Source organism: Candidatus Thiopontia autotrophica (assembly GCA_014384675.1).
GTDB lineage: Bacteria > Pseudomonadota > Gammaproteobacteria.
In genome coordinates, this window is the sequence record JACNFK010000014.1 from 59,679 (window position 1) to 72,875 (window position 13,197).

Genomic DNA, 13,197 nt, shown 5'->3' on the forward strand with positions numbered 1-13,197 from the left:
GTGATTTAAAAACCTGACACCAGCGTCTGCCCATAATCTGACAGCTGTTCCAGCACCCTGAGCTTCTCCGGGTTACTGGCGTGGGTCTCTGTCAGCGTGGATAGCTGTCGCATGTACTCCTCGTAATGGATTGTTCCTCCTCCATCACTATCCATAATTCTGTGTTGGCAGATGCGCCGCCACCGTTGTTGCTCCTGTTCGGTAAGTGAATCTGGCCAGTTGCGGGCACGATAGCGGAATAGCATCTCCCCAAGGCGCGGATCCTCAAACTGTAGTTTCTGGCTAGCTAGTTCTTGCGGAGAGAGGGAGTGGATCTTGCGCATAAGCTGCTTGTCGATATCACCAAAGAATCCACTGTAGATCATACGGTCAGGGTCACTCTCTTCCGGAAAGTGATGAAGTTGATGAGCCGCAGCAACCTTCTCTGCAAGATATGGGTCGTTCTGTAGGGGGGCTATATGTTCCAGTTGCTGTTGCAGGTCTATTCCGAGTCGCTCTTGCGTCTCTTCATTTAGTGTATTGAGTGGGGCCAGTACCGGGCACCTGTTTAGGTGGATGGTTTTTAGCGGGATTCTCTTGACCCCCTCTGGAAGATCGGTACTACGGGTAAATAGACGTTGGTGAATCTCATCAATGGATAGCGTGAGCAGGGGAGTGGGATCCTCTCTTAGGTTATAGACAATTACCCCGTTACTATTGGTTGGGTGGCGTGCTATTGGAAGCACTACGGCAAGATTGCCATGCTCGGAAGGGAACATTGAGGAGGCATGGAGGATTGGTGTGGGGCTACTACTCATGCTGTTAAGGTTGAGGAGTCTTCCAGCACTTGCCTTGTCTCTATGAGAAAGTACATATTCGTAGAGTCGTGGCTGTCTCTCTTTCACCAGTCTGGCCATGGCAATGGTGGCATGGACATCTGCCAGTGCATCATGTGCCATGCCGTGGTCAATGCCATTGGCAATGGTCAAATGCTCCAGTCTCATGCTTGGTTTGCCGTCATCATAGAGTGGCCACTCAATACCGTCTGGACGGAGTGCCCTGGTGAGGCGGAGCAGATCAATAAGATCCCAGCGTGAGTTACCGTTTTTATACTCGCGCTCATATGGATCGTAGAGGTTTCGATAGAGGGTGTTGCGGGTCACCTCATCATCAAAGCGCAGTGAGTTGTAACCTACACCACATGTTCCCGGTGTTGCTAGCTCATCCATTATCTCTCTAATGAAGTCTACCTCGAGCAGCCCTTTTTCAAGCGCCTCCTGTGGGGTGATCCCAGTCACCATGCAGGCCTCTGGTTGGGGAAGAAAGTCTGCGGATGGCCTGCTGTATACCATCAAGGGGTCACCAACTATATTCAGATCATAGTCGGTACGAATGCCTGCAAATTGAACAGGGCGATCACTGCGTGTATCAGCGCCGAAAGTCTCGTAGTCGTGCCAGTAGAAAGTTTGTGGAGACATAATTGTGCGAGGGTAGCAGAACCATGGTTAATCAACCACACTGTCCCATTAAGATTTTCCAGAGGTTCCCTATATTTTTTCCCAGAAAATAACTCACTATAGGTAAGGCTTTTTCTTGTAATAACTGTTTTTATTGTGTAGACTCCCTGTCGGTTGCATTAAGTTAGTTTATTTGCGATATTCTGCAAACAAATTGCTAAATAGCAATTTATAATGTTTTTGGTGGTGCGAAAGCACCTTTTGTTTCTAATTTTTCATGATCCCTTAGGGAGGTTTTTCGTGGAAGCAGCAGAAAAATATGACTTTGGTGCCGTCCGATGGTTCTCCATCGCTGCGGTTATCTATCTGGTTGTAGGAACCCTAGTCGGTTTCTATATCGCAGCGGAGTTGGCCTGGCCGGCATTAAACCTGGACCTGCCATATACGACTTTTGGTCGTCTCCGTCCTCTTCATACCAACGCGGTTATCTTTGCATTTGGTGGTTGTACCTTGATGGCAACCGCCTTCTATAGTGTGCAACGTACCTGTGGCACCAGAATCTGGAGCCCAGGGATGGCATGGTTCACCTTCTGGGGCTGGAACCTGATCATCGTCTCGGCCGTAATCACTCTGCCACTGGGTATTACTCAGGGCAAGGAGTATGCAGAGCTGGAGTGGCCAATTGATCTGGCCATTGCCGTGGTCTGGTTGAGCTTCTTCCTCAACTTCGTGATGACTCTGGTGAACAAGAAGACCTCTCATATATATGTATCAAACTGGTTCTTCCTGGGAATGCTGGTAATGATCACATATCTGCATGTGGTTAACAGCCTGGCAATTCCTGTAAGTCTCTTCAAGTCCTACTCGCTGTTCTCGGGAGTACAGGATGCGATGATTCAGTGGTGGTGGGGACATAATGCTGTTGGCTTCTACCTGACTGCAGGCTTCCTCGGGATCATGTACTACTTTGTACCAAAGCAGGCTAACCGTCCTATCTACTCATACCGGCTCTCCGTGATCCACTTCTGGGCACTGATGTTCGGTTATGTATGGCTTGGTGCGCACCATCTTCAGTATACGGCACTGCCTGACTGGACTGGTTCACTTGGTGCTGCGGTATCATTGGCGATGATTATCCCTTCGTGGGGTGGTGCGGTGAACGGAATGATGACTCTCTCCGGAGCTTGGGACAAGCTGCGTGATGACTACATCCTCCGCTTCATGATTGTCTCACTGGCATTCTATGCAATGTCTACTTTTGAAGGGCCAGTAATGTCAGTGAAGACAGTGAATGCACTCTCTCACTATACAGACTGGACCGTTGGTCACGTACACTCCGGTGCACTGGGCTGGGTTGCAATGGTTGCAGCCGGCGCACTCTACCACCTGGTAGAGAGACTCTGGAATGTGAAGATCTACTCACCAAAACTGGTCAACACCCACTTCTGGCTCGCTACCATCGGTACCGTAGTCTACATTACTGCGATGTGGGTATCCGGAATCATGCAGGGTCTGATGTGGCGTGATTATGATGAGTTCGGAACACTGAGTTATACCTTTGCAGAGTCTGTAGCGGCGATGGTGCCTTACTACAAGATGCGTGCAATTGGTGGCCTGATTTTCTGGCTTGGGGGCGTTGTGATGCTTTACAACGTGGTTATGACAATTCGCAAGGCTCCGGCCCGCACAGTCTAAGGAAAGGAGAATAGATATGTCTGATAAGATTTATTCAACCAAGCTTCAAGACAAGATCGAGCGTAGCGGAATCTTGATGATGCTCTTCGTGATGGTTGCTGTTTCAGTTGGTGGCCTGGTAGAGATCGTGCCACTTTTCACTATTGATGAGACCATGGAGCACAATGCCAACCCGGAAATCGTCTGGCAGCGTAAGGACGGCGATACTCTGGATACATGGAAGGCTGGTGATGGTATCCGTCCATATACTGCTCTTGAGCTGGCAGGGCGTGATGTCTATATCCGTGAGGGGTGCTATCTGTGTCACTCACAGATGATCCGTCCATTCCGTGATGAGAAGGAGCGTTATGGTCACTACTCACTGGCTTCCGAGTCAATGTATGACCATCCATTCCAGTGGGGATCAAAGCGTACCGGACCTGATCTGGCTCGTGTCGGTGGCAAGTACTCTGATGAGTGGCACCGCCAGCATATGATGGCACCACGCTCTGTTGTTCCTGAGTCAGTCATGCCAAACTATCCTTGGTTGGCAGAGAACAAACTGGATGACTTTGATGTTGAGAGTCATATGAAGGTGATGCAGATGATGCCGGGCGTGGGTCACGTACCATATACCGATGCTGATATCGACGGTGCGAATGCCAAGATGGCGGGCAAGACTGAAATGGATGCAGTAATTGCATACCTTCAGGTGCTCGGAACCATGGCCAAGCTCGACTACAACAAGACCTATCGCAAATAACGGATGTTATTAGCATGAATAAGGATACTAGCTACTTCTTTACCGACTGGTCTGCAATGACAGTAAACGATTGGGTGGGAATGATCGTTACTGTGACTGTGGCCGTCGTTATGGTTGTAGCCTATATCCTGGTCTTTCATCCAAAGAACAAAGAGCATTTAGAATCTCAACGCTATCTCGTTGACGGGGTAGACGGAGAAGGAGAAAACAAATGAGTGAGAATAATCCGTTTCCAAACGAAAATAATACAGGTCACTTCTGGGACGACAACCTGCGTGAACTGAGTAATGATCCTCCGGGCTGGTGGCGCATAGGCTTCCATGCAAGCTGGATATTTTGTATTGTCTATTTTGTCCTCTATCCAGCACTTCCATCGCTGGATGGGTATACCAAGGGCACTATGGGTTGGACTGCAGTAGGTGAGTACAAGCAGGATCTGAGCGCAATTGATCAGGTTCGTGAGAAGTGGGAGAGGCAGATCAATGATCCCGCAACAACTCCTGCGATGATCATCGCTGATGATGAGCTCCGTAACTATACAGTACGTTCTGCAAAGGTACTGTTCGGTGATTACTGTGCGGCATGTCATGGTGCTGGTGGTGCAGGAAATGCTGCAATGTCAGTATCTGAGTCAGGTTACCCGGTATTGGCTGATGATGACTGGCTCTATGGCGGTACTGTCGAGCAGATTCAGACCACTATTAACAATGGTCGCAAGGGTATTATGACCCCTTACGGGGCGCGTCTGAGTAGTGATGAGATCGAAGATCTTGCCAAGCACGTTGTTGCCCTTAGTGAGGGCAGTGAACATGCCGCTGGTAAGGCTCTCTTTATGGAGCCAACCAAGGGTGGATGTTTTGCCTGTCACGGTATGGACGCTAAAGGTCTGGCGCCGCTCGGTTCTGCCAACCTGACAGATGCAGTATGGCGTTTTGATGTGCAGGGAGGTGGGGATAATCGCCTGGCTAGTGCACGTCATACAATTGCTCACGGTGTTAATGGTGAATTGATGGATCCGCAATCACGCAATGCGGTAATGCCTGCATTCGGACCTTTGGGTAAAAGCCTGAGCGAGGGCACCATCAAAAAGCTTGCTGTCTATGTCCATCAGTTGGGTGGCGGAAAATAAGGAGAAAACATAATGATTGATATCATAAAGAATACATTCTCTGGAGCAGATGTTGATCTGGTAGTGGTGGGTTCAATTGTTTCGGTTGCAATTGCTGCTGTTATCGCCATCTATCTTGGGTTCAAGATTCGGACGTTGATGAACTCAACACACTCTGAAGATTGATATATAGATAGAGAGTCTGTCTGTAGAAAAGGGGGAGTAGTGTGAGCTACTCCCCTTTTTTCATATGTAATAATGGTAAAATCGGCTGATTGGAAATATTATTGAAACAGTCTGCTAATACGATCAATTTGTAATAATAATAAATGTAATAAACAGGAAATATGTTAGATGTCAGAGAGAGAACAAGATCAATGTTGTCAGGCAGCTGACGAGCTCTATGCCGAGGCTGGTGAGTGGAAGATCAATACTGGTGAAGAGACTATTCATGCCAAGCGTATGTCTGGCAAGTTCCGCACCCTTAAATGGCTGGCTGCATCAACCTGGTTGATTTTCTTTTTTGGGCCATATATGCGCTGGAATGATAGCCAGGCAATACTGTTTGATATTCCCGGTCGTCAGTACCATATCTTTGGTCTTACCATACTTCCTCAGGACGTATGGATGCTATCGCTGGTGCTACTGTTTCTGGCAATCCTGCTTGCGGTTGTAACAACCCTTTTTGGCAGGGTCTATTGTGGATTTTTCTGTTTCCAGACCATCTGGGTGGATGCCTTTACCTGGATTGAGGAGAAGCTGGAGGGTGCTCCCGGCAAACGCAAGAAGCTGGACAAGGCCGCATGGGGTGTCGACAAGTTATGGATAAAGGCACGTAAGCATCTTGCATGGCTTGTTATCTCGGTGCTGACAGGGGTAAGTTTTGTGGCCTGGTTTACTGATGTTTTCCAGCTCTGGGCAGACTATCTGACTCTCTCTGCTTCAGCTACAGAGTGGGGAACATTGGCTCTATTTACAGCAGGTACATATGTTCTGGCAGGTTTTTTACGTGAGCAGGCGTGTCTCTGGCTCTGTCCATATGCTCGTATTCAGGCAGTTATGCTTGATCGTGAATCATTAGTCCCAACCTATGACTTCAACCGTGGCGAGCCACGTGGTCGTCTCAAGAAGGGGGAGACTATAGAGGGGAATGGTGACTGCATTGACTGTAATCAGTGCGTGGCCGTCTGCCCAACCGGTGTCGATATCAGAGGCGGCCTGGATGAGGGTTGTATTACCTGTGCATTATGTATTGATGCCTGTGATTCGGTGATGGAGAAAATCAACAAGCCACATGGGCTGATTCGTTACGAATCAATCGATGCGCTTGAGGGCAAAAATGTGGCCCCCTTGATGAAGCGACCCAGAGTGTTGGTATACATAGTCATCATGACTCTTGCTCTGGGTGGAATTATCTATGGCCTGCTGAATATATCCGGGCTTGATATCAAGGTGCTGCATGAGCGTCAGCCACTATATGTACTTTTAAGTGATGGCTCTATCCAGAACAAGTATGAGCTGAAGATTCTCAACAAGACTCATGATAAAATGCACGTAACAGTAACCATTGATGGTCTGGATGGGGCTGAGTTGGTGGGAGCAGAGAAATCCTTCCCGGTTAGGCCAGGCAAGGTAACACCATATACTGTATATCTGAGGCTTCCCCGTAGAGCAATGAGTGGGCAGTCAACTCCAGTCTACTTCAATCTTGAAGGTGTAGAGAAACCAGAACTTACCTCAAGATATGAGAGTATGTTCATAGGACCACGTTAGGGAAAATAGTTATGGGTTTTTTGTCTCAATCAAGCAAGCGCGCATTTCGTAATCCATGGGTTGTGGGGTGGTTAGCACTCCTGCTACTGGTTCTCGTCGTTAATGGAGGAATGATTGTAACTGCATTCAAGACTAGCCCTGGTCTGGTAAAGGATGACTACTATGAACAGGGCAGGGATTATGAGAGAAGGGTGATTCAGTTGACAGAGGCTCGTGAAAGGCTCGGTTGGACAGTATCAATGGACTCTGGAGAGGTGGTTGTTGCCAGACCGGCAACCCTGAAGATTGTGGTAACAGATAGGGATGGTGATGTGGTGCAGGGATTGAGTGGCAATCTCCAGCTATACCGTCCATCAGATAGAGATCAGGATTCGATTGTCTCTTTGAGCGAGGTCTCTCCAGGAAATTATCATGCAAGTTATACCCTGTTGCTTAAGGGGGTGTGGGATCTATTGCTGACTCTCAGGCAGGGAGAAGATGATTATCTGGTTGAACAGAGAATCAATGTAACTACTGATAAAACCACCTCCCAGTCTCAGGGGGGGTAACAGCTTCTCTTCATGAGTGGACACCACGCAGAAGGCGACTGTTTTCACTGCGGTCTCTCTATTCCTGATGGGGGCGTAGTATCTGGCTCAGTAGAGGGTAAAGATAGAGAGTTCTGTTGCTATGGCTGCAAGAGTGTCTGCCAGGTTATTTTTGACTCCGGAATGGAGGGTTTTTATGACCGTACCCCAGAGGGAACACTGCTTGCTCCTCCACCTGAACTATCTGAAGATGCAGCCCTGTTTGATCTCGAGGAGATCCAGCAGGAGTATGTTAGTAGTGAGGACAATATCAGTGAGATCAATCTGCTGGTGGAAGGGATCCACTGTGCCGCTTGCGTCTGGTTGATAGAGAGAACATTAACCCCAATTTCAGGGGTTGTCTCTGCACAGGTCAACCTGAGTGGGAAGCGTCTCCATCTTCGCTGGGACAAAACACAGATCAAACTGTCTGAGCTGATTAAGCGCCTCTCACATATTGGGTATGCAGCGGTCCCGTTTGACCCCGAGACAGCTGAGGGCAGACTAAGAAAGAGGGATAGGTCACTCCTGTATAGACTGGTCTTTGCCGGTTTTGCAATGATGAATCTGCTCTGGATATCTATTGCACTATACAGTGGGGCAGACCAGGGAGAGTTCAGGACATGGTTTCACTGGCTAGGGTTTGCTCTGGCAACCCCAACTCTGCTTTATTCAGGATATCCATTCTTGAGGGGGGCATGGACTGGGATGGTGGCACGTCACCTGACCATGGATCTTCCAATTGCCATTGGAGCTACCACTACATACCTCTATTCAACCTATATAACGATCAACGGTAGTCAGATTGGAGATGTCTATTTTGATACCGTTGTTAACTTCATCTTTGTGATCCTTATCGGACGTTATCTGGAGTCTGCGGCAAAGCGCAAGGCAGTCTCATCAACCCAGCGCCTGATGGATCTACAGCCTCGGGTTGCAACCATAATACGGGATGGCAGTGAAGAGGTGGTGCCTGTTCGCTCACTTGTTGTGGGAGATATGGTTATGGTTAAGCCGGGACAACGAATTCCGGTTGATGGAGAGTTGATTGATGGGGTGAGTGAGGTTGATGAAGCAATGCTGAGTGGTGAATCACTGCCGGTCAGTAAAAAGCCAGGTGATCTTTTGTATGCAGGGACAGTAAATGGTCATGGAGTAATGAGGCTCAGAGTGGATGCTGTTCTAAAGAACAGTGCCCTTGGAAAGATTATCGATATGGTGGAGGATGCGCAGGCATCAAAGGCTCCGATTCAATGTACAGCGGACAGGATTGTCCCCTGGTTTGTCTCGTTAACACTATTTCTGGGGGCAGTAACTTTTCTCTTCTGGGTAGGGAGTGATTTTGAGGTTGCATTGATGGCTGCCACCTCTGTATTGATTATTACTTGTCCGTGCGCCTTTGGCCTGGCAACCCCTATGGCAATTGCAGTGGCATCAGGAGTAGGCGCCAGACATGGGGTATTGATCAAAAATGGTGGGGTGCTAGAGATGCTCTCCTCCATCCGACATATCGTATTTGATAAAACCGGAACCCTGACGGAGGGCAAACTTGGGGTAAGAGATATTTATCTGGAAGAGGGGTGGGATAACAGAGAATTTTACCGTATTGCATACGCGCTGGAGCGTTATTCGGAACATTCGGTTGCCAAGGTAATTGTACGTAAGGCAGAGGAGCAGCTGGGCAATGTAGCAAGAGAGAGTGTGGCTGAAAATTTCACCTATAGTCCGGGTGCTGGCATATCCGGGATTGTTGATGGGAGAGAGTGTCTGCTTGGTACCGCTGCATGGATGGAGCAGCATGATGTATCGATCACTGCAGGTGTAATGAATTTTGCTGTCGAGAGTGAGGCAAAAGCAGAAAGTGTAGTTTTTCTATCAGTTAATGGTCTCTGTGTAGGGGGCCTCTCTCTGGCAGATAAACTGCGTTCTGGGACGGCTCTGTTGTTGAGTCGGTTACGCCAACAGGGAATGAGGTTTTCGCTATTGACTGGGGATCGACAAAAGGTTGCCGAGGCGGTAGTTAATGAGTTGGGTGAAGATATGAGTGTAATTGCAGAGGTTCTTCCAGATGAGAAGGCGGCAGTGATCCGTGATCTGCAAAAAAGTGGTGAGCAGATTGCAATGGTTGGTGATGGCATTAATGATGCTCCGGCACTGACTATGGCAGATGTTGGGATAGCGATGGGCTCCGGAACGGATGTGTCGGTTGAGAGCGCAGATATCGTATTGCTTAGTAGTGAGATTGAGCAGGTAGAGTTGGCTAATCGACTTTCACAACGTACGTTGCGAACCATACGCCAGAATATTGGGATCTCAATTCTATACAATGTGATAATGGTGCCACTGGCGATGATGGCCCTGATAACACCGCTGGTGGCGGCAATCTCCATGCCTGTCAGTTCACTTCTGGTTATCGGTAATGCGGCCAGGATAAGAAGTGAGGTTGGTGGCCGTGCAACTGGAAAGAATATTTAGGAGTCGCTGAATCATGGAAGTTATTTACGTGTTGATACCAGGGATGATTTTGATGGGAGTTATTCTGGTTGCAATATTGGTGATTGCAATCCGCAAAGGTCAGTATGATGATCTGGAGGGTGATGGTGCCAGGATTCTGATGGATGACGATATGATGCCGGATGCCCCGGAATCAGAGGTGAAAACAGATGATAAACCAGAAGATAATGGGGAGATTATCCGCAGAGGGGTAGATTAAGGATGAGTGTTGACAATGATGCCAATAGGGAAGGAGTTAATGAGGTTAATGGTAAACGCACAAGTGAGATCAAGTCTGCAAAGCGTCCTCATGAACTGTTTGTACTTAATCTGATCTTCTTTCACCTCTTGGCGGTTCCAGGGGCGCTTGCATTCGGCTTTGGATATTGGGGAATGGTGGTCCCTCTGATGTCCAGCACGTTCCTGCTGATCTACTATCGACGAATGGTCTCAAGTTTCAAGGGTGGTGGAGATGGCTGGATTAGAGGGCACTGGGAGGCGGCGCTTGCAAGGTTTCGCTGGCTCTATATTGGATATCTGAGCGTGGTGATCTTGATTGGGCTTGTTTTCCTTTTTGTGGATGCAGACTCTATAGCCTTTATTGCATTAACTCGTGTAGCTGTTATGCCGGCAATTGTGTTGGTGTTGATAACTTTTGTGATGTCGACTGCTGCCATTGGCAGGGCTGGAAACGGAGAGGAGTGATTCTCTAGGAGTGATTCTTTAGAGATAAAAAAAGGGAAGAGAGCATTGCTCTCTTCCCTTTTTTATTGGTTTGCCGTTTTGTCTCTCTCTTCAGAACTCACCAGTAGCCGCTGCAGACATTATTGTCAGCATGTTGCTGTTGGTTTTGATCGCCAGAGTGTAGATATCATCTGGAAGCACCATATCCTCAATCAACATATCCAGGTTGAGTGTGATCAGCCAGACACGACCATTGGTATCTTCAACCATGGCTATACGGCAAGGCATGTAAGCGGCATATACAACATTAAAGTCAGCCATGATCCGTGCATCTGCAGGGCGACAGAACTGGAAGATCTCCAGGTGGCGTGCATTGTGGCCTCGTGAGTTCAGTTCAGCAGAGACATTCTGTCTTCCCACGCTCTTCATGTTCAGAGAGTTTGCCTTTGACATCATTGCATCAATAGCGTCATGTTTGGATACTCCATCACGCAGTGCAATCTTGATAACAGACTGCTCAACATTGAATATCCCAACACTTGACTCTTCTGCGATTGCTGCAGTTGAGAAGAACAGGGTTAGTGTAACCGTAGATAAAATATTTTTGATTTTCATGGTTCGTATCCTCCTTGTTAGTCATCCATGGTTGAGAAGTAGGCGACAAGATCACGTAGCATCATATCGTTCATATTAACAAAGCTGCTATCCTCTTTTTCATCTTCGTCGTCGTGGATTCGGGCAAGCTCTTTGAAATCCTTCATCTGCTTGAACAGGTAGTCTGTATGCTGACCCTTCAGAGGAGGGATTCCCTTCTTTGCCTTGCCTGAGCCATCCTTGCGGTGGCAGCTATCACACTCTTCATTTACATAGATATTCTTGCCTGCTGATGCATTGCCCTTTGAGTTTGGAATTGCACGTCTGTGAGCCGCAGGAACCGGCATATGCTCAAGGTATGAACTGATATCAGACATATCATTTTCGCTTAATGTATCAACCATACTGGTGATCAACATTGGGAGGTGAGCCTCACGACGGCCATCCTTTAGGCGGTGCAGTTCATTCTCGATATATCCGCTTGGCAGTCCAGCCAGGCGTGGGTAGAGGTCACCGGCTACACCCTGCATATATTTTCCGTGACAGAGTGCACAGCTACGGCTGAGCTTCTCTCCATTTTCAAGATCTGCAGCATGCATAGTAAATGGGAGCAGCAGAGTTGTCGCTGCAACCAGGGTCTTCTTCAGGTTCATGGATCCTCCCTCTTTAGTTAGAAGTTAAATTGTCTGAGCATTTTCTGATTAATATCAAAATGCTATGGTACTATAAAGAGGAGCAAAAATGAAGTATTTAACACAGTTACGTAAAAGGTTGGATCAATGAGAGATAGATTTTCTGGGGTAGTAAAAGTTGGTGACAATATTGTAGAGATCTTTCATCTGCTTGGACTGTTTGTTATTGGCGGCACGATTGCCTGGTCTGCAGTTACAGAGTACATCTCTATTATGAATCAGGGGTATGCATCATTGAGTGATATCCTGCTTCTCTTTATCTATCTTGAACTGGGGGCGATGATTGGTGTCTTTTTTCGTACCCACCGCATTCCAGTCATCTTTCTGCTATTTATCACCATTACCGCAATGACCCGTTATCTGGCAATTGATATCAAGACCATGGGACTCGACCACATTATGGTGATATCAGGATCAATCTTTGTCCTTAGTGTCGCGGTACTGGTCTTGCAGTACAGCTCAAACCGCTACTCATCACAGGATGAGACTGGAGCCTGATAGCCAGGAACAGATAAGTTATCGGACTTAATCAGAGCTTCCCTAGTTGATTAGCTCTTTAGTGTCGTTTAGTACCTGCTCAACATGGTCCTTTACCCTGACTTTGGGGTAGGCTTTTAAAAGTGTGCCTTTGCTATCGAATATATAGGTAGTGCGGACAATTCCCATATAGACCTTCCCATAGTTTTTCTTCTCTTGCCAGACTCCAAAGGCCTCGCACATCTCTGCCTCTGGGTCATTGTCGGCAAGCAGGGTGAAGGGTAGTTCATGCTTGGTAATGAAGTTGGTGTGGGTGCGGGCGGAGTCTTTGGATACTCCAACCACTTCAACCCCCATCTTCCTGAAGCTGGTGATTTCATCTCGAAAATCCTTGGCCTCATTGGTGCAGCCAGGGGTGTTGTCCTTTGGGTAGAAGTAGATGATTAACCCTTTTTTCCCTTTTAGATCTTTAAATGTTTTGATGTCGCCATTCTGATCACTCTTTTTGAATTCTGGAATGGTGGATCCTGTCTCCAACATTAGTCTCTCTCCTTTGCTATATGTCTGTTCTGGTTGTTTCTGATTGTAAATAAAAATGCCCTTCGGGTCTTCCCGAAGGGCACCGGCACCACTAAGAGAGGAGTAGTCTTAGTTTCGCCTAACTGCACGTTACGCGCTTTTACGCTCTCGCTCTGCGCACGAGTCGAGCGAAGCCACTACGCTGCATTTGATCGCTCTTCCCATTTGGTGACCTCTTCATCCCAGTCATCCATTCTGACGTATGGGGTAGTACGAGGAACAGAGATCATATTTGGATCAACCTCAAGCCCCATTCCTTCAAGGTAAGCGGTGATTCCAATACGTTCAATCATCTCGCCGGAGCGCTCATGCTCCAGAGCATTCTCTGCAAAGAAGTCAACGTGGTCACCACTGATCT

Annotated in this window: 16 protein-coding genes; 11 read left to right on the plus strand and 5 right to left on the minus strand. The window is 47.8% G+C overall.

The annotated features are described in order from the left end of the window. Positions 1-5: 5 nt before the first annotated feature. Positions 6-1,457: an exodeoxyribonuclease I gene (gene sbcB, locus H8D24_01170; protein ID MBC8519006.1), complete on the minus strand. Its 1,452-nt coding sequence runs from the start codon at positions 1,455-1,457 to the stop codon at positions 6-8. 279 nt (positions 1,458-1,736) lie between these two features. Here sbcB and ccoN point away from each other — a divergent pair, with 279 nt between their 5' ends. The 10 genes from ccoN (at position 1,737) to H8D24_01220 (ending at position 10,518) form a co-directional block, all read left to right on the plus strand. Next, on the plus strand, positions 1,737-3,131 hold the full coding sequence (gene ccoN, locus H8D24_01175; GenBank protein ID MBC8519007.1) for a cytochrome-c oxidase, cbb3-type subunit I: 1,395 nt from the start codon (positions 1,737-1,739) through the stop codon (positions 3,129-3,131). A gap of 16 nt (positions 3,132-3,147) precedes the next feature. Next, the gene (gene ccoO / locus H8D24_01180) at positions 3,148-3,873 is read left to right on the plus strand and encodes a cytochrome-c oxidase, cbb3-type subunit II (GenBank protein MBC8519008.1); all 726 of its coding nucleotides are present in this window, start codon (positions 3,148-3,150) and stop codon (positions 3,871-3,873) included. Positions 3,874-3,887: 14 nt separating this feature from the next. Then, positions 3,888-4,088, plus strand: a complete 201-nt coding sequence (locus H8D24_01185; protein MBC8519009.1) for a cbb3-type cytochrome c oxidase subunit 3 — start codon at positions 3,888-3,890, stop codon at positions 4,086-4,088. Then, the gene (gene ccoP / locus H8D24_01190; GenBank protein ID MBC8519010.1) at positions 4,085-5,002 is read left to right on the plus strand and encodes a cytochrome-c oxidase, cbb3-type subunit III; all 918 of its coding nucleotides are present in this window, start codon (positions 4,085-4,087) and stop codon (positions 5,000-5,002) included. The genes H8D24_01185 and ccoP overlap by 4 nt, the downstream gene beginning before the upstream one ends. Before the next feature lie 12 nt (positions 5,003-5,014). Next, on the plus strand, positions 5,015-5,167 hold the full coding sequence (locus H8D24_01195; GenBank protein MBC8519011.1) for a hypothetical protein: 153 nt from the start codon (positions 5,015-5,017) through the stop codon (positions 5,165-5,167). 168 nt (positions 5,168-5,335) lie between these two features. Next, positions 5,336-6,754 (plus strand): cytochrome c oxidase accessory protein CcoG, encoded by a 1,419-nt coding sequence (gene ccoG / locus H8D24_01200; GenBank protein MBC8519012.1) that lies wholly within the window; start codon positions 5,336-5,338, stop codon positions 6,752-6,754. Between the two features lie 11 nt (positions 6,755-6,765). Continuing rightward, positions 6,766-7,302, plus strand: coding sequence for a FixH family protein (locus tag H8D24_01205; protein MBC8519013.1), 537 nt, complete (start codon positions 6,766-6,768; stop codon positions 7,300-7,302). 12 nt (positions 7,303-7,314) lie between these two features. Beyond that, entirely contained in the window at positions 7,315-9,795 is a 2,481-nt protein-coding gene (locus H8D24_01210; GenBank protein MBC8519014.1) for a heavy metal translocating P-type ATPase, read from the plus strand. 13 nt (positions 9,796-9,808) lie between these two features. Further along, positions 9,809-10,033, plus strand: a complete 225-nt coding sequence (gene ccoS, locus H8D24_01215; protein ID MBC8519015.1) for a cbb3-type cytochrome oxidase assembly protein CcoS — start codon at positions 9,809-9,811, stop codon at positions 10,031-10,033. A 2-nt stretch (positions 10,034-10,035) separates the two neighbouring features. Next, entirely contained in the window at positions 10,036-10,518 is a 483-nt protein-coding gene (locus H8D24_01220; protein MBC8519016.1) for a hypothetical protein, read from the plus strand. Between the two features lie 90 nt (positions 10,519-10,608). Here H8D24_01220 and H8D24_01225 read toward each other — a convergent pair whose 3' ends face one another. Together H8D24_01225 and H8D24_01230 are read right to left on the minus strand one after the other, a co-directional pair. Next, complete coding sequence (locus tag H8D24_01225; GenBank protein ID MBC8519017.1) at positions 10,609-11,112, minus strand: DUF302 domain-containing protein; 504 nt, start codon at positions 11,110-11,112, stop codon at positions 10,609-10,611. A 17-nt stretch (positions 11,113-11,129) separates the two neighbouring features. Then, positions 11,130-11,744: a c-type cytochrome gene (locus tag H8D24_01230; protein ID MBC8519018.1), complete on the minus strand. Its 615-nt coding sequence runs from the start codon at positions 11,742-11,744 to the stop codon at positions 11,130-11,132. A 126-nt stretch (positions 11,745-11,870) separates the two neighbouring features. On the opposite strand from H8D24_01230, the gene H8D24_01235 reads away from it, so the two are divergent. Beyond that, positions 11,871-12,281, plus strand: coding sequence for a phosphate-starvation-inducible PsiE family protein (locus tag H8D24_01235; protein ID MBC8519019.1), 411 nt, complete (start codon positions 11,871-11,873; stop codon positions 12,279-12,281). Positions 12,282-12,323: 42 nt separating this feature from the next. On the opposite strand, the gene bcp is transcribed toward H8D24_01235, so the two are convergent. Continuing rightward, positions 12,324-12,800 carry a thioredoxin-dependent thiol peroxidase gene (bcp, locus tag H8D24_01240; protein MBC8519020.1) on the minus strand — a complete coding sequence of 159 codons (477 nt, stop codon included), beginning with the start codon at positions 12,798-12,800 and terminating at the stop codon, positions 12,324-12,326. A 176-nt stretch (positions 12,801-12,976) separates the two neighbouring features. After that, positions 12,977-13,197, minus strand: a 221-nt coding sequence (locus H8D24_01245; GenBank protein ID MBC8519021.1) for a sulfite reductase, dissimilatory-type subunit alpha, incomplete at its 5' end; no start/stop codon positions are given.